Genomic DNA, 23,783 nt, shown 5'->3' with positions numbered 1-23,783 from the left:
CCTCATTAATTCCAAACTCTTGACACTGTATATACATCACTTAATTGTTTTAGTTTTTCAACTACACGGAATACATCATTAACATTACGCACCATAACACTAATAGTGATAATTGCATTCTTATCAGTATCAGACCGTCCATTGATTTTAATAATACTTCCAACTGTAGAGTTAACGGCTTGTATTACTTCATTTAATAAACCATTACGATCATATGCACTAACTTCTAAATCTACTTGGTATCGTTGAGTAGAATCTTTAGATTTAACCCACTCAACTGCTATTAATCGTTCTGTTTCATTTTTAACATTTGGACAATCTGTACGGTGCACTTTTATACCATGTCCTTTAGTGATATATCCTACAATATCATCTCCAGGGATTGGATTACAACATTTTGAAAGCTTTATCAATACATTCTCTATACCTTCGACATAGACACCACTATCAGTGATGATATCATCTTTAATCGGAAGTGATTTAATAACTTCCTGTGCCTCGTTTAGCGCTTTTTGTTTATCTTGTATACGCTGTCTTTCGGTCAATTTATTAACAACCTGTAATGCCGTTACACCACCAAATCCAACTGCTGCAAATAGATCATCATCATTAGCAAAATAGTATTTCTCATTAACAACTTCTAAATTTTTATCAGTTAAAATATCATCTACTCTAAAGCCTTGTTCTTTAATTTCTGCTTCGACCATAAACTTACCTTTTTCAATGTTTGATGAACGGTCTTGTTTTTTAAAGAAACCTTTAATTTTACTTTTAGCACTTGATGATTTAACTATCTTAAGCCAATCTCTACTAGGTCCATAAGAGTGCTTACTTGTACGAATTTCAATAATATCTCCGGTTTGAAGAACATAATCAATAGGAACAATTTTACCATTAACTTTTGCACCTATCATCTTATTTCCGACTTCGCTATGAATAGCATAAGCGAAATCTATTGGAACCGCACCATAAGGCAATTCAATAACATCACTTGCAGGTGTGAAAGCGTAAACTTTATCACTTTGTAAATCATATTTCAGTGATTCCATAAATTCTTGTGCGTCAGATGATGTATGATCAGCTTCAGCTAATTCTTTTAACCAATTTAATTTATTTTGAAAATCTTGGTTCTTTTCATTAACTGTTTTTCCTTCTTTATATGCCCAATGAGCTGCAACACCATGTTCAGCTATTTCATGCATTTCATACGTTCTAATTTGTATTTCTAAAGGGTCTCCATTAGGACCAACGACAGTTGTATGGAGAGATTGATACATGTTCTGTTTAGGCATGGCAATATAATCTTTAAATCTTCCAGGCATAGGTTTCCATAATGTATGGACTAACCCTAAAATTGCATAACAATCATTAATAGAATTTACAATTACACGAATAGCTAATAAATCGAATATTTGATCAAACTGCTTTTTCTGCTTCATCATTTTACGGTATATGCTATAAATATGTTTAGGTCTACCGCTAATTTCTCCAGTGATGTCCATATTAATCATTTCTGTTTGAATTTTATCTATTGCATTAGCGATATAAGCTTCTCGTTCACTACGCTTTTTCTTCATTAAATTGACAATACGGAAATACTGAACACTGTCTATATATCTAAGTGCAGTATCTTCTAATTCCCATTTAATCGTATTAATACCTAACCTATGTGCTAATGGTGCATAAATTTCTAGTGTCTCTTTAGAGATACGCACTTGTTTTTCTCTAGCCATAGCTTTTAGTGTTCTCATGTTATGTAATCTATCGGCTAATTTGACAAGTATCACTCGAACATCTTTTGCAATTGCAATAAATAATTTACGATGATTTTCTGCTTGTTGTTCTTCTTTAGAGCGGTATTTAACCTTTTTAAGTTTAGTAACACCATCAACAATTCGCGCTATTTCTTCGTTAAACATATCTTTAACATCGTCAAATGTGTATGGCGTATCTTCGATGACGTCATGCAGAAAACCTGCCACTATCGTTGGACCATCTAAACGCATTTCTGTTAATATGCCCGCTACCTGAATAGGATGCATGATATACGGAAGACCATTTTTACGGAACTGTCCTTGATGGGCTTCATAAGCTATATGGTAACTTTTTAGGACATATTGATAATCATCAGTTGATAAATATGATTTAGCTTTATTTAGCACCTCATCAGCGCTATATGGATACTCGTTATTCAATATATGACACCCCAACTCATTTGTATTTCAAATACTCAACTCATATTCGAATTTTTGAAAATTAAGAAAACATACATTGTCCTTCATTAATCCGAGTATATCATCTATTTAGATATAGAAATGCGAGTATTACTTTAATTTTATCAAATGTTAAAAGAACTACAAACGCCTTAACATTTTTATAAATAATAGTTCTATGATACTACAAGTTTTTAAATAAATAAATGGTGTTACGCTGAAATCAAATCAAGTAAACAATTTAACGAAAAAATGGGAATGAGATAGAATCCCTATACGAATTCATTATCTCATTCCCAAAAATTGTTAGACATTAAAAGCATGGACTATGTCTTTTAATTCTAGTCATCTATTCATCATATGAAATTAAACTCATGACATCATAGTCTTTAATTTTTACAATACCGTTTAAATATTTAAGTTCAATTATAAATGCAATACCTACGACGATTCCTCCTAGTTTTTCAACTAGTTTAATTGCCGCCTCTATAGTACCTCCAGTAGCTAATAAGTCATCAGTTATAAGAACACGTTGACCTGGTTTAATTGCATCACTGTGCATAGTAAGAACATTTGTACCATATTCTAAGTCATATTCATATCGGATAACTTCACGAGGTAATTTACCCTCTTTTCTCACGGGCGCAAAACCAATCCCCATTGAATAAGCTACAGGGCACCCAATTATAAATCCTCTTGCCTCAGGACCTACAACTATATCAACGTCTCTCTCCTTAGCATATTTAACAATTTGATCGGTAGCATAACCATAAGCTTCCCCGTTATCCATAATTGTTGTTATATCTTTAAAACTAACTCCCGGTTTAGGCCAATCTTGCACTTCCGAAACATATTGCTTTAAATCCATATATCTATTTCCTCCTATTTACTAACCCTTCTGTGATTTGATCCAAGTTTTTAATTGCGTAAAATCATCATAAAGTAAAAGTTTCTCAACTTCCATTCTGGATTGTCTTAATTGATAAACACGACTTGTTTCAATATTTTGTTTGTTAGCATTATCTACAATTTTAATTATACCATTTTCTTCTGTTACAAAACCTAACTCATAAAATACTTTAAGCATAAATTTTAAAATATTAGGTTTAACATTCAAATGTTGACACAGTAACATACCCTCTTGTTCAAGATTGGTTTCTTTTTTAGTCATTAGCGCTTTGAAACAGCTTTTAAATTGATTTGACGTGGGCATACCATCAAAATATATACTCTGCTGATGTTGCAATACTAAATAGAGTTGTGAATAATTTAAGTTTTTGAGACTATCTTTAAGACTGTCTAAATCATTTGGCAAGTCTCTTAAAATTACTACTTCGTGTTCTTGATCGATTTTATCACCATAATAATAGTAATTATGATTCAATTTTTCTTTTTTAGGGTGTATTAAAAAAGCAACTCTAGTATCGTTTGGGTCTATATTTAATTGTTTACGTTTACTTCGGTAATCTAATATTTGTTCATTATTCGTTGCTATATCTTGAATAATAAACTGTGGTGATTGATTTCCGTTCCATTCATTGATTTGTAAATTTCCTAGTAGATTGATTGGTTGACCAGGTTCAATTTGAGTTGCTAACTGACCATTTTTCCAATATAGGCTTTGTAATTGTAACTGACCGGTTACTAGTTTCAAATGGTTTTTATCTTTTCCAATTGCTCTAACATCAACGACTTCATTATCATCAATTTCCAATAATGGTTTTTCAAAGTCTGTGCCAAATGGACTTAGTCTTTGTATATCACGAATGTTATTTATTGAAATATCATTCTCTTCTAATTTAACTGATACATGTTTCGTCGGTTCTAGTGACGTATGTTCTGATAATTTAAACATCCAGTCATTCAATCCTTGCTCTAATGCTTTAATATAATCTATTTCCATAGTCATACCCGCAGCCATATGATGACCACCAAACTTAGAAATTAAATCTTGATGTGCACTCAAAATTTCAAACATTGAAACTTGTTCTATACTACGAGCTGATCCTTTAGCATGATTTTGTTCTAAATTAATATTCAGAATTAAGGTAGGTAATGCATATGTCTCAACAATTTTAGATGCTACTATACCTAAGACACCTTCATGCCAATTTTCTTTAGCTAATAGTAAAAATTGATTGCCATTATTCACTTTTTCTTCAGCAATGGCTAGTGCCTCATCAGTTATCTGAGCTACTATTTCTTTACGTTCAACATTAAAATGTTCTACTTGTTCGGCAAGAAATTCAGCCTCTTCTTCATCTTCGGTCATTAATAACTCAGCAGCTAATGATGCATCCTCTAATCTACCAACGGCATTAAGTCGCGGCCCTATAATAAAACCTACAGTTTCTTCGTTAATCGTGTCATTATAACCAGCTTGGTTAAGTAATGCTTTAATTTGAATCGGGCAGTTTTGATTTAAAAATGATAAACCTTGTTTTACTATAGAGCGGTTTTCATCTGTCATTGACACTAAATCTGCTATAGTACCAATCGCAGCTAAACTTACAAAATAATTAGGAGGATTTTCTAATAAAACTTGAGATAATTTGTAAGCTACACCTGCACCACATAAAAAGTGAAATGGGTATTCATACTCTGGATGCATTGGATGTACGATGGCATACGCTTCAGGCAAAGTACGTCCAATTTCATGATGATCAGTTACTATGACATCAACTCCTAGCTTTTGTACCATTTCAATCTCTTTATGACCTTGTATGCCATTATCGACAGTTATGATGAGAGACACGCCTTCATCATAGGCATTTCTAAATGCAAGTTCATTAGGACCATAACCTTCTGAAAATCGATTAGGAATATACCAACCCACTTCAGCACCTAATGTCTGCAATGTATTAACTAATATAGTTGTAGAAGTGACACCATCGGCATCATAATCACCATATACCAATATACGCTCATTTTTATCAATTGCTTCATTGATTCGAGTCACCGCTTTTTCCATATCACTTAATAGCCATGGATTGTGGTTAATGATGGTTTCATCTAATAAGGCTTTAATTGACTCATCATCAGTTATCGATTTACTTTCAAGTAGTTTTTTTATAATAGGTGTTAATTGATATTTTTTTATTAAAGTTTCATTTATGTATTCTGTTGGAGGTTCATAGAGCCAGTTATATTTAGATTTAATCATGTAATTATCCTCCCTTTTTCCAAAGGTCATTATACCGAAAATTCAACTAAATAAAAAGTAAACAACGTTAAGTTGATAAAACTATTAATGATATTAGAAAAAGAGTAGAACATTGAATGCAATGTCCTACTCCCTAATAATTTATACTAAAATCTTTTCATCATTTGATTTTTTCTCTTTGTATACCGTTAATTTACCATTATCTGCTTTTTTAAGTTGTCGTTTCTTCATTATACCCCATAAAGGTACAGCGATAAATACTGAAGAGAATACACCAGATACTAATCCAATTAATAATGCTAATGAGAAATTGAATAAGCTTGATGCCCCAAATATTAAAATCGCAACTACGACAACAATTACTGTTAAAACAGTATTAACGGAACGAGTCATTGTTTGACGGATAGAGCGATTAACGATGTCATCGATTTGCTCTGGTTTGGTAATGACTTTAATTTTATGCAGATTTTCCCTTACACGGTCAAATGTTACAATCGTATCATTAATTGAATAACCTACGATAGTTAGTACTGCTGCAATAAATGTAATATCAACTTCCAAGCGAAGTAAGCTGAATAATGCAACAATCATAAAGACGTCATGCAGTAATGCTAATACTGATGATAGACCCATTCTCCATTCGAATCTTAGTGAAACATAGATAATAATACCTATTGCCGCATAGATAAGAGCCTTCATAGTGTTTTTAGCTAATTCTTGTCCAATCATTGGTGATACTGTATTTACAGTTGGTTTATGACCGTATTCATCGTTCACTTTTTTGTTAAGTTCTACAACTTCATTTTTAGATAAATCTTTCTTAAATTGCACAGTTGCTTGTTTATTGTCACTACCATTAATTTGAACTTGATCTGGAGTTAATCCCATGTCTTTCATCGTACGTTCAACTTTAGGTTGAGATAATTTTGTATCAGAGTCGATATCAACACGCGTACCTGCAGAGAAATCAATACCTAAGTTTAATTTGAATATACTTAAAATCACAATACCAACAATCAAAATCAGAATACTGAATCCGATTAATGGTTTGGCTAATTTAACAAAATCCCACTTTTCATATGAAGTTTTAAGGTCATGAACATCTACACCTTCATTAATATCATGTCTATTTTTCTTACTAACTCCAAATAGCCAGAATTTCTTCTTAAAGTAATTAGATGATACAAGTAATGATAATAAACCTCTTGATAAAAATACAGCTGTTACAAATATCATAAGAATACCTAAGAGTAACATTGTCGCAAAACCTTTTACTGAACTTTCACCGAAGAAGAATAATACACCCGCAGCAATAATTGTAGTTAAGTTCGAGTCAAATATCGTTAAGAAAGAACTCTTATTTGCTTTAGAGTAGGCTTGTTTTAACGTCCTACCAATTCGCAATTCATCTTTTATCCGTTCATACATAATTATGTTCGCATCTACAGCCATACCTACACCGAGTACGAGAGCTGCTAATCCTGGTAATGTAAGAACACCAGAAATGAAATTAAATGCTACTAAAGTAAGATAAATATAAACAGTTAAAGCGATGATAGCAACTAAACCAGGTAGTCTATAGAAACCGACCATAAATAGATATATAATTGCTACGCCTATCGCTGATGCAAATATTGTTTTATCAAGTGCATCTTGACCAAACTGTGCACCTACTGAATTAGAATAAATTTCTTTTAAATCAACAGGTAGTGAACCAGCATTTAGTAATTCTGCAATTTGTTTAGCTCTTTCCACACCTTGTTGACCATGGAATCCACCTGAAATTTCAACACTATCTGAATTAATAGGTTGATCTACTGAAGCAGCTGAAACGTATTTACGTTTATCTTCAGGTTTTTCTAACTCTTTATGGTAGCTATCACCTTTTTTATAATCAAGCCATACTACCATCATATTTTCTTGTTTTTTCGAAATTTCTTCTGTTACTTTTTTAAATTTAGCACGATCTTTTAATTTAAATGTAACAGCTGGTTCATTAGTACCTTGCTTAAATTCTTGTTTAGCTGAACCTTGTACAATATCTTTACCAGTTAATTTAACTTTATCATTGGCATCACGAATAGTTAAATTAGCTTGCGAAGATAATATTTTACGAGCTTCATCTGGATCTTTAACACCTGCTAATTGAACTCTAATTCTGTCTGGATCCTCAACTTGAATATGAGGTTCAGAAACACCGAGAACATTGACACGATTTTCCAAAGTTCTAGCAGTCGATTGTAAGGCTTTCTCATCAATTTTTTTATCACCATCTAATGGTTTAACCTGATAAAGAACTTCAAATCCACCTTGTAAATCTAATCCAAGATTTACGTTTTTAACTAAATTCTTATATGTAAGCCCCATTCCAACGAACAAAACGGCTACAATTAGTATGAATGCAATTATCCTACTAAATTTCTTCACATGAACACCTCATTGTTTACTTATGTACTAAGAATAATCTTTTAATAAACCATGTGCAAGTTAATTAAAAATTACATAGTTATTACATGACCTATCTATATTAACATACTACATCTTTTAGTGAAATTAAGATTATTATGCACATACATAAAATATAAAAAACTGTCAACATAGTATGAACTTTGTCGACAGTTTTAAATAAATAAATTTCATTACCCTTAACTTTAAGAAGGGTCTACTTGTTTAATTGCTGGTTTTTCAAAAGTCATTTCTGTTCCATGACCATTAACTGTGATAACAACTGTAGTTTCATCGACAGCTTTAACAGTTCCTTTCAAACCACCAATAGTAGTAATACGTTGACCTGATTCGATTCGGCTAATCATTTCACGATGTTCTTTAGCACGTTTTTGTTGAGGTCGAATTAAAAAGAAATAAAATACTATAATTAAAATTATAGGTAAAATAAGTGCTGAAACGTTCATTATGTTGTCTCCTTATTAGAAATTTTTAGGGTTTTCTACATTAAGCCCATATTGTTCAAAGAATTCATCTTTAAAATCTAAAAGACGATCTTCTCGAATAGCTTGTCTAATATCTTCCATCAATTTTAGCAGAAAATGTAAATTATGAATAGTAGTAAGACGGATACCGAAAGTTTCTTCAGCTTTAATCAGATGTCTGATATAAGCACGTGAATAATTCTTACATGTGTAGCAATCACAATTTTCATCTAGTGGTTTAAAATCGTTTGCATACTTAGCATTCTTAATTACTAATCTTCCGTTTGAAGTCATACATGTACCATTTCTAGCAATACGCGTTGGTAATACACAATCAAACATATCCATGCCACGTATGCTACATTCAATTAATGCATCAGGAGAACCTACGCCCATTAAATAACGAGGTTTATCATCTGGCATATATTGCACTGTATGTTCAACCATTTCATACATAACTGGTTTAGGTTCGCCTACCGACAACCCACCGATAGCATATCCAGGGAAATCTAAAGCAACTAATTCCTTAGCACTTTGTTCTCTTAAATCTTTATATTCGCCACCTTGAATAATACCAAAGAGTGCTTGGTCCTCTGGGCGCTTATGTGCGTTTAAACAACGCTCAGCCCATCTCGTAGTGCGTTCAATTGAATCCTTAACATACTTATACTCAGAAGGCATAGGTGGACATTCATCGAAAGCCATCATTATATCTGAACCTAAGTCATTTTGTATTTCCATTGATTTCTCTGGACTTAAAAATAACTTCGATCCATTTGTATGGTGTCTAAACTCAACACCCTCTTCAGTTATCTTACGAAGATTACTTAAACTAAATACTTGGAAACCACCTGAATCAGTAAGAATAGGGCCATCCCAATTCATAAACTTATGTAGACCCCCAGCTTGTTTGATAATATCATTTCCAGGTTGTAACCACAAATGATATGTATTTCCTAATATTATTTTCGCTTCTATTTGTCTTAATTCTTCAGGACTCATTGTTTTAACAGTTGCTTTTGTTCCTACTGGCATAAACATAGGCGTTTCAAAAGAACCGTGCGGTGTATGAACGATACCTAAACGTGCACCTGATTGTTTACAAGTCTTTATATGTTCATAAGTTACTGCTGGCATATTTAATACCTCTCATTCATTAAATAATTAACATCGCATCTCCAAAACTGAAAAATCTATATTCTAGTTTAACAGCTTCTTTATATGCGTTTAAAATGTTTTCTCGACTACTAAATGCTGATACAAGCATGACTAAAGTTGATTTAGGTAAATGGAAATTAGTAATTAAACCATCTATAGCTTTATATGTAAATCCTGGATATATAAAAATATCAGTCCATCCACTAACAGCTACAAATTCATTGTAATCACGACGAATAGTCTCTAAAGTCCTTGTTGAGGTTGTACCTACAGAAATGATTCTATGACCTTCTTTTTTTGTTTGATTTAATAAGTCAGCTGTTTCTTGGGTCATTTGATAATATTCACTATGCATTTCATGGTTATTAATATCTTCAACACTTACAGGTCTAAATGTTCCTAATCCAACATGCAATGTTATAAATGCAATATTTATACCTTTTGCTCTAATTTCATCTAATAGTTCATCTGTAAAATGCAACCCTGCTGTTGGTGCTGCTGCAGAACCACTTTCTTTAGCGTAAACAGTTTGATAGCGGTCAGGGTCATCTAATCGTTCTTTTATATATGGCGGTAAAGGCATTTCACCGAGTTCATTTAATCTTTCCTCAAGAATTCCCTCATAATGCAAACGCATGATACGTCCACCTTGATCCAATTCCTCTATACATTCAGCTATTATCTTACCCTCTCCGAAAGACAACTTATTCCCCACTTTAATTCGCTTTGCTGGTTTAAGTAAAACTTCCCAATCATTATTCTCAATTCGAGTAAGCATAAGCATTTCAACTTTTGCACCAGTCTCTTCTTTTAAACCAAATAATCGTGCAGGCATAACACGTGTATCATTTAAGACAAGTGTATCACCAGTTTCCAAGTAATCAATGACATCTTTAAAATGTTTATGTTCAATGTTACCACTGTTTCTACCTAACACTAACAATCTACTTTGGTCTCTATCTTTTAATGGGGTCTGAGCAATTAATGATTCAGGCAAGTCATAATCAAATTCCTCAACATTCATTTTTTATATCCCTCATTTATTAAAATTTTTGAAATGTTCGTATGCAAATGCAGTAGCTTTTCTACCTCTTGGTGTACGCTCTATAAATCCTTTTTGAATTAAAAAAGGCTCATAGACATCTTCAATTGTTATACGCTCCTCACCGATAGAAACAGCTATAGTATCAAGACCTACCGGACCACCATCATATTGATTAATGATGCATCTCATCATTTTATGATCAATGTAGTCTAAACCTTCTGCATCTACTTGAAGCAATTGTAAAGCTTGTTTCGTAGTCTCAATATAAATTTGTTCATCTTCATTGACTTGTTGAAAATCTCTAACGCGTTTCAATAAACGATTTGCGACTCGAGGCGTTCCTCGTGAACGTTTAGCTAACTCAGTTGCACTTTCATCATCAATTTTTGTGTTTAACACTTCTGCTGTTCGAATTATAATTTCTTTTAAATCATTCTCATTATAATATTCTAATCTCAGATGAACGCCAAATCTATCTCTTAGTGGACCAGTTAAGCTTCCAGCCCGTGTAGTCGCACCTACTAGCGTAAATGGAGGCAAATCTATTCTAATACTACGAGCTTCATCACCTTTTCCAATGATAATATCAATGAAGAAATCTTCCATCGCTGAATATAAAACTTCTTCAACGGTGCTGCTTAAACGATGAATTTCGTCAATGAATAGTACATCCCCAGGTTGCAAACCAGATAGTATTGCTGCTAAGTCACCTGGTCTATCTAATGACGGACCTGAGACAGTTCTTATATTAACGTTCATTTCATTTGCGATAATATTTGATAGTGTTGTTTTACCTAACCCTGGTGGACCGAATAGAAGTACATGATCTAATGGCTCTTCACGTAGTTTAGCTGCTTTAATGAATACTTCTAAGTTGTTCTTTATTGATGATTGCCCAATATATTGTTTTAACATTGTTGGTCTAAGTGATAATTCGAAAGAAGTTTCTTCACTATGCAAAGATTGATCAACCATTCTGTCATCCATAATTTCTCCCCCCAGTTACATTAGTAGTTGTAAATAATATGATTTTTCAAATTTAAGACACAAGTGTTTTTAGTCCTAGTTTTACTGCTTCATCAACAGAATCAAATGTTGATTTGTTGAGTACTTTTTCAACTTTAGAAATTTCTCGTTTTGAGTAACCTAAAGCCTCTAGGGCGAGTAATGCTTCTTTAACTAGTTTTTCGTTATTTGAATTTTCTTCATTGATGCTTAAAAGTGTCTCAGTTGTTTCATTTGTAATTTGAACTTTGCCCTTTAGATCCAACACAATTTGACGTGCAGTTTTCTTACCAATACCTGGAAACTTAGTCAAATATGCATCATTCTCATTTTCAATTGCCATTTTAACTTCATTTGGTGTACTAGTAGCTAAAATTGCTAATGCAGACTTTGGACCTATACCTGTAACTTTGATTAAACTTAAGAACATATCTTTTTCTTCTTCATTAATAAATCCATAAAGTAACTGAGCATCTTCTCTAACAATTAAAGATGTATAAATTACTAATTCTTTCTCCAAATATTTTTGAAATCGATAGGAATTTGGAGTCTGAATTTCATATCCAACTCCATTAATTGATTCAACAACTACATGCGTTGGAAATAATTGCGTCAATTTACCTCTAATATAAGCGTACATTCGTTACCTTCCTTACATACTCATACTTATTAATTCAACTTTAGAAACATGTTCAATATTTCTTAATGCCTTTATAATTTCATCAATTGAAATGGTGGTATCTTTTGCGCTAAGTGATAATGTTATCGTAGCTTTCTCTTCCATTGGTACACTTTGATGTATAGTAAGAACAGATAATTGCAATTTAGAAACCGTATTAAGTACTTGCGCTAACATCCCAACAATATCATTAACATAAAGAATAAGCGTAAATTCACGATGATCTAACATTTTTTCATCTACAGGGAAGATTGTTTCTCTATATTTATAAAATGCACTACGTGAAAGATCAAATAATTTAACAGCTTCATAAATGGACAATTCTGGATTATTTTTTAAAGCATCTTTAATTTTTAATGTTTTTACCACTGATTCAGGTAAGACATCTTCACGTATCAAGTAAAACTTTTTATAATCTTTGTTGTCCACTGTTAGCACTCCTATTCTACAAATTCAAATTCTCCACCTAAAATTCTAACGATGTCTCCATTACTACAGCCACGTTCTCTCAGTGCATCATCTATACCCATTGAACGCATTTGTCTAGCAAACCTTCTTACTGCTGGGTCACTATTAAAGTCTGTCATTTTGAACATTCTCTCAATTGCATTACCACTTACTACATACGCACCATCGTCGTCTCTAGTGATAGTGAATTTATCTTGAGAAGGCGTGTGTTTATAAAGTACACGGTTAACACCTATTTCTTCATCGTTATCAACGCTAAAGTCAATATCTTTAACTTCATCTAATTTATCTGCTATAGCGTATAATAACTGTTCAATATTATCTCTTGTAATTGTAGAAACAGGAATTATCGTAACGCTATCATCAACTTGTTCTTTAAATAAAGTTAAATTATCTTGTGCATCGGGCATATCCATTTTATTAGCGACCACAATTTGAGGTCTATCCTCTAATCGTTGTTTATAATTTACTAATTCTTTATTTATAATTTGGTAATCATCAAATGGATCTCTACCTTCTGACCCACTCATATCTATCATATGAACAATCACTTTTGTACGTTCAACATGTCTTAAAAACTGATGTCCTAATCCAACACCATCTGAAGCGCCTTCAATTAAACCTGGTAAATCGGCCATAACAAAACTTCTATTGTCAGGTGTTGAAACGACACCTAAATTTGGCTTAATTGTAGTAAAATGATACGCACCAATCTTAGGCTTTGCTTTTGAAACTATTGACAATAATGTTGATTTACCAACACTAGGGAATCCAACTAATCCAACATCTGCTAATAATTTAAGCTCTAATGTTACATCTAATTCTTCACCTGGCTCACCATTTTCACTAAAGTCTGGTGCTGGGTTTCTAGGTGTAGCAAAACGAGAATTACCTCGTCCACCACGTCCACCACGAGCTACGACAGCACGTTGGCCATCTTCAACAAGGTCAGCTAATACTTCATCAGTTTCCACACTTTTGATTATTGTACCAGGAGGTACTTTTAACACTAAATCGTCTGCACCTCTACCATGCATATTACTACTTTGCCCATTTTCGCCCTTTTTAGCTTTAAAATGACGTTGGTATCTAAAATCTAATAATGTTCTTAATCCCTCATCTACTTCAAAAACAACTGATGCGCCTTTACCACCGTCGCCACCAGCTGGTCCTCCAAATGGAACATATTTCTCTCTTCTATAGGCAGTGATACCATTACCACCATCACCAGCTTTAAGAGATATTGTAACTTGATCGACAAACATATATCTCACCTCTTTTACGATTTGTTCTTTAATGACAACATTATATCATTATCCATTAAAGCATGAAAAATTAACACTATAAAATTACTGCTTTTATATTAAAACAAAATAAAACACCAGAAGCATTCACTTCTGGTGTTAACTAGACAAAATTATTCAGCTACTGCGTATACAGAAACTTGTTTTTTGTCGCGACCTTTACGTTCGAAACGAACAACGCCGTCGATTTTAGCGAATAATGTATCATCGCCACCACGACCTACATTTTCACCAGGATAAATTTTAGTACCACGTTGACGGTATAAAATAGAGCCGCCTGTAACGTATTGACCATCAGCACGTTTAGCACCTAAACGTTTTGATTCTGAGTCACGACCGTTTTTAGTAGAACTTACCCCTTTTTTAGATGCGAAGAACTGTAAGTTTAATTTTAACATCGGGATACACCTCACTTGTAATTTAATCTGATATTTTCATTATATTCATCTTCAATCGTTTGTAAAGAAACTAACATTGCTTGAAGAATTAATTGCGCTTGTTCATTGTTTGTATCTACACTTCTAATATGAAAATGACCTCCATCATCCTCATAGTCAATGTCTGGTTTCTCAGAAGTTAAACCTAGAATTGCATTAACGCTTCCAAATAAAACCGCTGACGCACCTGCACAAACAATGTCATGTCCATATTCACCATGATTAGCATGACCATCCATAATAACGTCTGTTACTTTTCCACTATCATTAATAGTGATGTCGACTGTAATCATAAATTAAACGTTGATTTTATCAATAGTTAATTTAGTATATGGTTGACGATGGCCTTTTTTACGTTTAGAGTCTTTACGACGTTTATACGTAAATACAGTGATTTTTTTACCGCGACCTTGTTTGTTAACTGTAGCAGTAACAGTAGCACCTTCAACAGTTGGGGCACCAACTTTAACTGAATCGCCACCTACAAATAATACTTTATCAAATGTGAATGAGTCACCTTCATTAACATCTAATTTTTCAACGAAGATTTCTTGACCTTCTTCTACTTTAATTTGTTTACCGCCTGTTTCGATAATAGCAAACATACTTTGCACCTCCTATATTAATAAGTCACGCCATATATAGGTGACATTAAAAATGTTCTTAAACCTATATTTGAGCGGTTGTATGTAGCTATAAAACTACTCAACTATTTCATCTTACCATTACTAAATACCGGTGTCAATCTTGTATATGAGTTTTTTTCATAAATTTTATAAAAACTGGGAAAAGTATAATAAGTAAAATGACATTTAATATAATAGTTGGAATCATTCTTAATAAAATGAAATTGATTATATCAATATTAGCGAATCCAATCACAGCATAAATAATTGCTACGTAAATTTCGAAAACAATAATACTAATAATACTCAAAATACAAATCATTGTATAGTCTCGATAAAAAACTTTAAGAAATTTATCAAATATAACGACAAGTGCTAAGTAACCAAACATATATAATCCATAGACACTGCCGACATATACATCAGTTACGATTCCAAACAGAATTGCGAATATTAATCCGATTCCAAAGCCACGATAAATCGTTATCAACAATATATACAACAAAATTAAGTGAGGAATAAAATTAAACTCGAAATGACCAAGATGCATTGGGATTAGAAGTCCAATGATACTGTCAATGTAAAACAGTACTACACCAACAATTAAGTACAAAAATACTCTCATCAATTGTCCCTGCTTTCATCGGTAGCGTTGTCAGGATCTTTTTTGGCGATATATATATGGCTAATATCGGATAAATTAGCGCCTGTTTTAACTCTAACTTCTTTTGCTAATCCGTACTCATCATTTTCAACTTTGGTCACTTCACCTATGTATAAATCACTTGGTAATTGATCGGCTAACCCACTAGTTACAACCTTATCGCCTTTTGAAATCTTATCTTTATTATTGATATTGCCAATGACTAGTTCTTGATTCTTTTTATCATAGTGGTCGATTAAGCCAAATACATTTTTAGAATCGTGTTGAATGTTAACAGACAATTTACCTGTTCTAGTGTTAGTAGATAATAAGTCTACTTGTGCTGAAAATTGGTTAACTTTCGTTACTCTTCCAACTAAACCTTCAGCTGTCATAACAGCCATATTTGATTTAACACCGTCTTTATTTCCTTTATCAATGATTACTGTATTCATCCATTGGTCAGCATTTCTAGCGATTACAGCACCAGAAATTGGATCATATTTAGAAATATCAGTCATATCTAATTCTTTTTTTAAATCTTTATTTTCCGCTTCTAACTTTTCATTTTTAGCCTCTAGTTGTTTTATTTTCTTGTTGTCAGTTGTTTTATTTGAGCTAAAAAGATTATTTATCGCTCCAGTAACAAAATTGACAGGATAGCTCACGACTCTTTGCCCAAGAGAAACAGAATCTCCCACATATTGTTCAGGAGGTGATTGTGTATGTGACCTTATGGACAAACCAATCAGTGCAATAAAAATTATAACAGCACAAAAAACAACAATTAATTTGTTATTTTTAAAAAACTTTTGCACTCATAACACCTCTACAAATTCTAATTTAAATCATCCTTTATTATTTTATATTACTCGTTGTTTGAAATAAAGCACTAAGTTCATTCTATATCAACATCTTTGAATAAAAAAGAGATTAGATAGCACAACTATTACGCAATGCGTCAAATAGCTAGTGGTACCTAATCTTAATAAACTCAGTATGAACTCAATTTAGTTATTTATCTTTATCCTTTTTATCATCGTCACTATAAAGTTTTTCATCTTTTCTCCATTTAGCGAAAAGATTTTGTGCTTTTGCTTGTTCATTTGCTTGTTTTTCTTTAGATTGTTCAGACATGTATCACACCAACCTTTGAAATATAGTTTATAACTTAACCATAACGTAGAAAATAAACTAGTTCAATTATGAAAACTTAATTAATATGCATCAAAAGGCTTTAATTCAATATATTGACCAAGTGCATTCAAATCTTGTTCCATTTCTATTTCAGTTCGATATACTTTTATCTGATCACTACCAAATTTATAAATAATGAATTCGTCATTACGTTGTCCAGCAATGTAATTGTCATTATATCCCATTCTTCCTAAGCCTGATACCGCCATAAACTCTTTCTTATCTATGTATTTAAATACATTTCTAGTTTGACTTGCCGGGATATTTTGTAAAATATCATTATCCTCAAGCACATAACGCTTACCATTTGTTGATATGTTATGAGGACGATCTAAATTGTTTGGTGAGTTATTCAACTGCTCATTGTTTATAGAATGATTTATCGGATTCCAATCTTGGTCCCTTAGAAATGGTGCGTATTTTAATGCAAAATATATAATACAAATAATAGCTATAACTGCAATAATATTTTTTATAATACTAAGAAAAAACCGCATTAAATACCCTCCAATAGTAATCTTTATCATTATAATAGAACAACATTATATCAACATCAGTCTTTAGCATGATAATGCTCTGTACTAAAGTATGATTCCAAATTAATCCTGGATGCTTTATAATAAGGTTATATTATCGTTTATGGATATTCATGAGGAGTGTTGATAATGAGTATTGTAAGTATCATTTTAATTGCATTACTTGTGATATTGTTATTTAGAGTTGGGTTTGCAATTCTTAGATTTATAATATCTGCAGCCTTAATAGTATTAGGATTATATTTAGGATATCAAGGCATACTTTGGATTATGGAAAATTTCCAAGTACTTTCAGCCTATATTCAATAAATTATTAAACTAGCCAAGTCTCAATTCTTGTAGGATTGATATTGCAATGGCTAGTTTTATTTTTTAAATGTATGTGTCAGATAGTTAAATAATTTATATACACCAGATAATAATAGTCCCCATATTACCCCAGTAATTAGCGAGGCAAAGATTAATGATGCTATATTAATATTTTGACTGCTAATCAGTACACCTATCACAGTAAATATGACAATCCCCATCATAGATAATATAATTGTCGTGAACATTTCTTTGAGTCCAATTGTATGTTCTTTAATAGTAAGTCTTAGAACATAAACTACTGGTATCAAAATTCCTATTATTAAAAATAATGTCATAATACACCTCTATAAAATTTTTCAACCATAATTATACAAGATTACTAATATTTTAAACAAATAATACCCTTAATTACTCAAGTCAAAGTAACCTTCTTCTACTAAACTAGCATATTTTTGATCACCAATAATTATATGATCAAGGACTTGAATTCCTAGTAATTCACCACATTCCTTTAACCTAATTGTTGTTTCTATATCTTCTTTAGAAGGTGTGACATCGCCAGAAGGATGATTATGTAAAACTATAATCGCATTACTAGATGCTCTAATAGCTGCTTTGAAAACTTCACGTGGATGTATTACTGAAGAATTTAATGTCCCTTTATAAATCGTTTCTTCTTTTATCACAATATTTTTAGAGTTTAATAGAAGTACTACAAAATGTTCTTGCGTCAAATCTTTCATTTTTGACATCATAATATTAGATACATCACTTGGTGATGTTATCTTAACTTTTTCATTAAAATCTCTAGCATACATTCTTTCACCTAATTCAAAAGCAGCTTTAAGGATGACTGCTTTATAGAGTCCAATTCCTTTAATTGTAGTTAAATCATTAATCGATAAATGTTTTAGTTCTTTCAAACCATTAAAGCTAATCATTAATTCATTAGCAATATCTAAACTTGAAAATCCGTGTCTTCCTGTATTTATAAGAATTGCTAATAACTCACTATTGGATAAACTTTTTGCTCCATTGTGAATAAGACGCTCTCTAGGTAATTCAGACTTTGCCATACTTTTAATTCTCAAACTAGATCAACCTTTCTAAATGTATAATAGCGTGTTCTGGTATAAATAATTTGTCATCATAAAACCAATAAACATGAATGGTACAAATGGAATATAAGTTTGCTGTTTCATTATTAATAAAATTGAAGAAACTATAATAGCGATTAATAGCGTATAAAGGAGAAATATCAAATAAAAGTGATAAGGGAAAAAACAAGATAAGATACTTAAAAGTAATATATCACCATATCCTATTTGTCTTGGAAAAAGAAAATAGTATAGATGAAATATTAAAGTGAAGAATATAAAAGTTGAAAAATAAATTATCGTGATTTTTGCACATACAATAGTATATAGAATTATCATGACTATATTAATTGTTAACGTTTGAAGGTCATATAATGCCATTGTAAGAAGAAATAAATAAGTAGTAATAAACAGAGAGAAGTGTACATTAGTATCAAAATTAATTACTAAAGGGATAATTAAGAAGGCTAAGCATTCCCCAAAAATATAATGACGTTTTAACTTTCGACTACAACAATGAGATTTTCCTTTTAAAATAAAAAAGCTAAATATAGGTATTAATTCGAACCAACCTAATTTACGACCGCAATGATCACACTTGGAACGCCTAACCAGATAATTCAAATTCAAACTGTTCGTATTGGTAAGATGGTATAAAAAACTAAACAAAACACTACAAACATAAGATATTAATAACACTAGCATCACCTAAACTAATTATAACTATTTCACCTTGAAAGTAAATGAGTTATGTTATTTATTTTATAAATATATAATAGTATTTAAGAAAAATGTTATTCTCATTATCAATAACTAAAATTTAGTGATAATCAAATATCCCCGAGTCATTTAGGTACAACGTTAGCCTAAATGACTCGGGGATATACTATTTCAAATTTAAAATTCAGTTTTACTTTTTACTTCACTTATAAAATATAAACTACCTGTAATTAATAACCCATTGCCTTCATAATTTTTTATAAAAGAAACATAATCATCAATAAATTCAATATGCTCTAAATTTACTTGTTCTGACAACTCATCTTTGGTCAATGCTTTAGGGAAATCGAATTCAGTGAAATATAGGTGATTTGAGATCTCTTCAAGTTTATTAAGCATGCCATGCACTGGTTTACCTTTTATTGCCGAGAAAAGAACGTCCATTTTTTCGTTATCATAATAATTCTTAATCGTATCAATTAAAGCTTCAATACTTTCGTTATTGTGGGCTCCATCTATAATGATTAATGGATTCTCTTTTACTTGTTCAATACGACCAGTCCAACTAACACTCTCAATAGCATCAATCATCTTATTAAAATCTAACGTAATAATTTCTTGTTCATATAGCTCAATCAATGCAGTGATTGCAAGCGCTGCATTTTCTTTTTGATGTTCACCAAGCATGTTTAAAATAATTGTTTCCAGCTCATAGTCCTTATAACGATAAGTAAATTCATCGTCTTGTGAAACAACCACAATCTCACGGTCTAATTCAATTGGTTTAGCCTCACTACTTTCAGCTAGGTCTCTAATATATTTTAATGCTACCTCATTTTTAACAGCATAAATCACAGGTATATTAGGTTTAATAATGGCACCTTTGTCTTTTGCAATATCTAAATAAGTGTTACCTAAAATATCAGTATGATCTAATCCAATACTTGTAAGTACTGAGAGAATTGGGTTAAACACATTAGTGGAGTCATTTTTTATACCTAACCCCGCTTCAACTACAACAAAATCAACGGGGTGAATTTGTCCAAAGTATACAAACATCATTGTTGTAATAATTTCAAACTCAGTAGCACCACCTAGTTCTGTTTCCTGCTCTAAAGCTTCACTAATTGGTTTAACTATTTCGACTAATTCAACAATCTCGTCATTTGTAATTGGAAGTCCATTTAGGCTAATTCTTTCATTAAAAGTTTCAATAAATGGAGAAGTAAACGTTCCTACCTCATAACCATTTTCCACTAAAGCGGCTCTAATGTAAGCTACAGTTGAGCCTTTACCATTTGTACCACCAACATGTATGCCTCTAATATTTAATTGAGGGTTATTCAAACGATCTAGCATCCACTCCATACGTTTTACACCAGGTTTGATACCAAATTTAGTTCTCTCATGTATCCAATACAAACTCTCTAGGTAATTCATTGGCGATTCTCCTATGCTTTTAATTGTTCAATTCTGTTTTTCACACCATCATATTTTTCTTGATAACGTAGTTGTTTTTCTTTTTCTTCGTTGATAACTTTTTCAGGCGCTTTATTAACAAAATTTTCATTAGATAATTTTTTATCAACACGATCAAGTTCTTTTTGTAATTTATCTAATTCTTTTTCTAAGCGTGCAATTTCTTTATCCATATCAATTAGACCTTCTAAAGGTAATATAACTTTACCAGCGATGACTACTGCAGTCATTGCTTTTTCAGGAATATCAATATGTGTATCAATCGTTAATTCACTAGGATTACAGAATTTATGAATATAATCTTCATTTTCAATTAGTGTTGCTTTAATATTTTCATCTTTGGCTTGAATGTAAATAGGTATAGCTTTAGAAAGTGGCGTATTTACTTCAACACGAGATTGTCTTACAGATTTGATAATTTCAACTAATTGTTGCATCGTTTGCTTACTTTCTTCAAATACAAGCTCTTCCCTAACCTTTGGCCATGATGCTTTCACAATCGTTTCACCTTCATGTGGAAGACTTTGCCATATCTTCTCAGTAACAAAAGGCATAAACGGATGTAACATTCTCATAATTTGATCTAGTGTATAACTTAAAACAGAACGTGTTGTTTGTTTTTGTGCTTCATCTTCACCATTCATTGGTATTTTACTCATTTCAATATACCAATCACAGAACTCGTCCCAAATGAAATTATATAGCGCACGGCCAACTTCTCCAAACTCATACTTTTCACTTAAATTAGTAACTGTTTCAATCGTCTCATTTAAACGAGTTAAGATCCATTTATCCGCTAATGAAAGGTTTCCAGTTAGATCGATATCCTCAAATTTAAATTCATCACCTATATTCATTAAGCTAAAACGCGCACCGTTCCATATTTTATTAATGAAATTCCAAACAGACTCTACTTTCTCAGTAGAATAACGTAAGTCATGACCAGGTGATGATCCTGTTGCCAAGAAATATCTTAAGCTATCTGCTCCATATTCTTCAATTACATCCATAGGATCTACACCATTACCTAAAGATTTACTCATTTTTCGACCGTCTTCAGCTCGAACTAAACCATGAAGTAAAACATCATTGAATGGTCTTCTGTCAGTGAATTCAAGACCTTGGAATATCATTCTTGCAACCCAGAAGAAAATAATGTCATATCCAGTTACAAGTGCATTAGTTGGATAGTAACGTTTATAATCATCTGCATCGATATTCGGCCAACCTAAAGTTGAAAATGGCCACAATGCACTAGAAAACCAAGTATCTAGAACATCTTCATCTTGTACCCAATTATCAATATCTTTAGGTGCTTCTTCACCAACATAAATTTCACCAGTTTCTTTATGGTACCAAGCAGGTATTTGATGACCCCACCATAATTGTCTTGAAATTGTCCAGTCTCTAATTTCTTCCATCCAACGATTGAAAGTGTTCTCAAAACGTGGTGGATAAAAATCGATACGATCATCAGTTTTTTGATTATCAAGTGAACGTTGCGCTAATGGTTTCATTTTTACAAACCATTGCGTTGATAAGTAAGGTTCAACAACAGCACCTGAGCGTTCAGAATGACCAACTGAATGAACATGCTCTTCAATCTTAATGACTAGATCTTGCGCTTTTAAATCTTCAACCAATTGTTTACGACATTCGAATCGATCTAATCCAGCATATTTATCAGCTTTATCGTTCATTTTACCATTTTCATCCATGACAATAATGTTCTCTAAACTATGTCGTTGACCAATCTCAAAATCATTTGGATCGTGTGCAGGCGTTACTTTCATAGCACCACTACCAAAATCAATATCAACATACTCATCAGCTAATATCGGTAACTCTCGACCAACAATTGGTAATATAACTTTCTTACCAATTACATCTTTATAGCGATCATCATTAGGATTAACAACTATGGCAGTGTCTCCTAACATTGTCTCAGGTCTTGTTGTCGCAATTTCAATATAGCCATCACCATCAGCGTAAGGATACTTAAAATGATAGAAATGACCTTGCACATCCTCATGAATTACTTCAATATCTGATAAAGCCGTTCTAGCTTCAGGATCCCAGTTAATAATACGTTCACCACGATAAATAATGCCTTTATTGTATAAGTCAACGAAGACTTTTCTTACTGCTTTACTTAACCCATCATCTAAAGTAAAACGCTCTCTGCTATAATCTAGACCCAAACCTAATTTAGCCCATTGTTGGCGTATAAATGACGCATATTCTTCTTTCCATGACCAAGCGTGTTCTAGGAACTTCTCACGTCCGATATCATGACGAGAAATGCCTTGTTCTTTTAATTTAGCATCTACTTTTGCTTGAGTAGCAATACCTGCATGGTCCATACCAGGTAGATAAAGTGTGTCATACCCTTGCATACGTTTCATACGCGTAATAATATCTTGTAAAGTTGTATCCCACGCATGTCCAAGGTGTAATTTCCCTGTCACATTGGGTGGTGGAATTACAATTGTATATGTCTCTTTTGATTTGTCTTCTGAGGGTTTGAAATAATCATTCTTTACCCATTCTTCATAACGCCCAGCCTCAACTTCGCGTGGATTATACTTAGGCTCCATATTCATCGATTAAAACCTCCTAATAATTAAAAAAACATCCTCCTAAATAATATAGGACGGATGTTCCGTGGTACCACCTAAATTCAAGTAAAAATTAATATACTTGCACTTAATTTGATTAACGCTCAAACACGCTTTTATCTACTAATAAATGGTTCAATAAAAGTTCAAGTG

At 32.3% G+C, this 23,783-nt stretch carries 23 protein-coding genes and 2 other annotated features (1 of these 25 cut by a window edge); of the genes, 1 reads left to right on the top strand and 22 read right to left on the bottom strand.

Annotated features, from left to right (window positions below; genetic code table 11):
• Positions 1 to 5 precede the first annotated feature (5 nt).
• From SBL15_RS04535 to SBL15_RS04450, 18 genes are all read right to left on the bottom strand, one after another.
• A complete protein-coding gene (locus SBL15_RS04535; RefSeq protein WP_107613604.1) occupies positions 6 to 2,195 on the bottom strand; it encodes a RelA/SpoT family protein in 2,190 nt (729 codons plus the stop codon).
• A gap of 367 nt (positions 2,196 to 2,562) precedes the next feature.
• A complete protein-coding gene (locus tag SBL15_RS04530) occupies positions 2,563 to 3,081 on the bottom strand; it encodes an adenine phosphoribosyltransferase (RefSeq protein ID WP_317955291.1) in 519 nt (172 codons plus the stop codon).
• Positions 3,082 to 3,102: 21 nt separating this feature from the next.
• Positions 3,103 to 5,376 (bottom strand): single-stranded-DNA-specific exonuclease RecJ, encoded by a 2,274-nt coding sequence (gene recJ, locus SBL15_RS04525; protein WP_317955290.1) that lies wholly within the window; start codon positions 5,374 to 5,376, stop codon positions 3,103 to 3,105.
• Between the two features lie 141 nt (positions 5,377 to 5,517).
• Positions 5,518 to 7,803, bottom strand: a complete 2,286-nt coding sequence (gene secDF / locus SBL15_RS04520) for a protein translocase subunit SecDF (protein WP_317955288.1) — start codon at positions 7,801 to 7,803, stop codon at positions 5,518 to 5,520.
• Between the two features lie 224 nt (positions 7,804 to 8,027).
• Positions 8,028 to 8,288 (bottom strand): preprotein translocase subunit YajC, encoded by a 261-nt coding sequence (yajC, locus tag SBL15_RS04515; protein WP_011275581.1) that lies wholly within the window; start codon positions 8,286 to 8,288, stop codon positions 8,028 to 8,030.
• 15 nt (positions 8,289 to 8,303) lie between these two features.
• On the bottom strand, positions 8,304 to 9,443 hold the full coding sequence (gene tgt / locus SBL15_RS04510; RefSeq protein WP_037536731.1) for a tRNA guanosine(34) transglycosylase Tgt: 1,140 nt from the start codon (positions 9,441 to 9,443) through the stop codon (positions 8,304 to 8,306).
• Between the two features lie 19 nt (positions 9,444 to 9,462).
• Positions 9,463 to 10,488: a tRNA preQ1(34) S-adenosylmethionine ribosyltransferase-isomerase QueA gene (queA, locus tag SBL15_RS04505; protein ID WP_317955286.1), complete on the bottom strand. Its 1,026-nt coding sequence runs from the start codon at positions 10,486 to 10,488 to the stop codon at positions 9,463 to 9,465.
• A 12-nt stretch (positions 10,489 to 10,500) separates the two neighbouring features.
• Positions 10,501 to 11,496 carry a Holliday junction branch migration DNA helicase RuvB gene (gene ruvB / locus SBL15_RS04500; RefSeq protein ID WP_037536735.1) on the bottom strand — a complete coding sequence of 332 codons (996 nt, stop codon included), beginning with the start codon at positions 11,494 to 11,496 and terminating at the stop codon, positions 10,501 to 10,503.
• A gap of 52 nt (positions 11,497 to 11,548) precedes the next feature.
• Positions 11,549 to 12,154, bottom strand: coding sequence for a Holliday junction branch migration protein RuvA (gene ruvA / locus SBL15_RS04495; protein ID WP_107611741.1), 606 nt, complete (start codon positions 12,152 to 12,154; stop codon positions 11,549 to 11,551).
• 12 nt (positions 12,155 to 12,166) lie between these two features.
• Positions 12,167 to 12,622, bottom strand: a complete 456-nt coding sequence (locus SBL15_RS04490) for an ACT domain-containing protein (RefSeq protein ID WP_037536739.1) — start codon at positions 12,620 to 12,622, stop codon at positions 12,167 to 12,169.
• Between the two features lie 11 nt (positions 12,623 to 12,633).
• Entirely contained in the window at positions 12,634 to 13,926 is a 1,293-nt protein-coding gene (gene obgE / locus SBL15_RS04485; RefSeq protein WP_011275575.1) for a GTPase ObgE, read from the bottom strand.
• A 152-nt stretch (positions 13,927 to 14,078) separates the two neighbouring features.
• Entirely contained in the window at positions 14,079 to 14,363 is a 285-nt protein-coding gene (rpmA, locus tag SBL15_RS04480; protein ID WP_011275573.1) for a 50S ribosomal protein L27, read from the bottom strand.
• Positions 14,364 to 14,374: 11 nt separating this feature from the next.
• Positions 14,375 to 14,695 carry a ribosomal-processing cysteine protease Prp gene (locus tag SBL15_RS04475; protein WP_037536746.1) on the bottom strand — a complete coding sequence of 107 codons (321 nt, stop codon included), beginning with the start codon at positions 14,693 to 14,695 and terminating at the stop codon, positions 14,375 to 14,377.
• 3 nt (positions 14,696 to 14,698) lie between these two features.
• Positions 14,699 to 15,007, bottom strand: coding sequence for a 50S ribosomal protein L21 (rplU, locus tag SBL15_RS04470; protein ID WP_107611738.1), 309 nt, complete (start codon positions 15,005 to 15,007; stop codon positions 14,699 to 14,701).
• Between the two features lie 13 nt (positions 15,008 to 15,020).
• Positions 15,021 to 15,097 (bottom strand) — a sequence feature (ribosomal protein L21 leader region).
• A 46-nt stretch (positions 15,098 to 15,143) separates the two neighbouring features.
• Positions 15,144 to 15,653, bottom strand: a complete 510-nt coding sequence (gene mreD, locus SBL15_RS04465; RefSeq protein ID WP_107611737.1) for a rod shape-determining protein MreD — start codon at positions 15,651 to 15,653, stop codon at positions 15,144 to 15,146.
• The gene (gene mreC / locus SBL15_RS04460) at positions 15,653 to 16,489 is read right to left on the bottom strand and encodes a rod shape-determining protein MreC (RefSeq protein WP_053016710.1); all 837 of its coding nucleotides are present in this window, start codon (positions 16,487 to 16,489) and stop codon (positions 15,653 to 15,655) included. Before mreC ends, mreD begins: the two co-directional genes overlap by 1 nt.
• Before the next feature lie 196 nt (positions 16,490 to 16,685).
• Entirely contained in the window at positions 16,686 to 16,808 is a 123-nt protein-coding gene (locus tag SBL15_RS04455) for a hypothetical protein (protein WP_011275568.1), read from the bottom strand.
• A gap of 80 nt (positions 16,809 to 16,888) precedes the next feature.
• On the bottom strand, positions 16,889 to 17,365 hold the full coding sequence (locus tag SBL15_RS04450; RefSeq protein ID WP_053018225.1) for a DUF4930 family protein: 477 nt from the start codon (positions 17,363 to 17,365) through the stop codon (positions 16,889 to 16,891).
• Positions 17,366 to 17,533: 168 nt separating this feature from the next.
• Here SBL15_RS04450 and SBL15_RS04445 point away from each other — a divergent pair, with 168 nt between their 5' ends.
• Positions 17,534 to 17,713: a hypothetical protein gene (locus tag SBL15_RS04445; RefSeq protein WP_053016712.1), complete on the top strand. Its 180-nt coding sequence runs from the start codon at positions 17,534 to 17,536 to the stop codon at positions 17,711 to 17,713.
• A gap of 407 nt (positions 17,714 to 18,120) precedes the next feature.
• Here the strand turns inward: SBL15_RS04445 and radC are convergent, their stop codons facing one another.
• The 4 genes from radC to SBL15_RS04430 all read right to left on the bottom strand — a co-directional run bounded on the left by radC (position 18,121) and on the right by SBL15_RS04430 (position 23,615).
• Positions 18,121 to 18,807, bottom strand: a complete 687-nt coding sequence (radC, locus tag SBL15_RS04440) for a RadC family protein (protein WP_107613701.1) — start codon at positions 18,805 to 18,807, stop codon at positions 18,121 to 18,123.
• 15 nt (positions 18,808 to 18,822) lie between these two features.
• A complete protein-coding gene (locus tag SBL15_RS12980; protein WP_411861507.1) occupies positions 18,823 to 19,518 on the bottom strand; it encodes a prepilin peptidase in 696 nt (231 codons plus the stop codon).
• Positions 19,519 to 19,710: 192 nt separating this feature from the next.
• Positions 19,711 to 20,973, bottom strand: a complete 1,263-nt coding sequence (locus SBL15_RS04435) for a bifunctional folylpolyglutamate synthase/dihydrofolate synthase (RefSeq protein ID WP_107611732.1) — start codon at positions 20,971 to 20,973, stop codon at positions 19,711 to 19,713.
• A gap of 11 nt (positions 20,974 to 20,984) precedes the next feature.
• Positions 20,985 to 23,615, bottom strand: a complete 2,631-nt coding sequence (locus tag SBL15_RS04430; protein ID WP_107611731.1) for a valine--tRNA ligase — start codon at positions 23,613 to 23,615, stop codon at positions 20,985 to 20,987.
• A gap of 43 nt (positions 23,616 to 23,658) precedes the next feature.
• Positions 23,659 to 23,783 (bottom strand) — a binding site (T-box leader); it runs 94 nt beyond the window's last position.

Source organism: Staphylococcus sp. NWU MKU2, from assembly GCF_033283605.1.
Classification (GTDB): Bacteria; Bacillota; Bacilli; order Staphylococcales; family Staphylococcaceae; genus Staphylococcus; species Staphylococcus haemolyticus.
The sequence above is the reverse complement of the archived record's forward strand: the minus strand, read 5'-3'. Positions and strand labels throughout refer to the sequence as shown.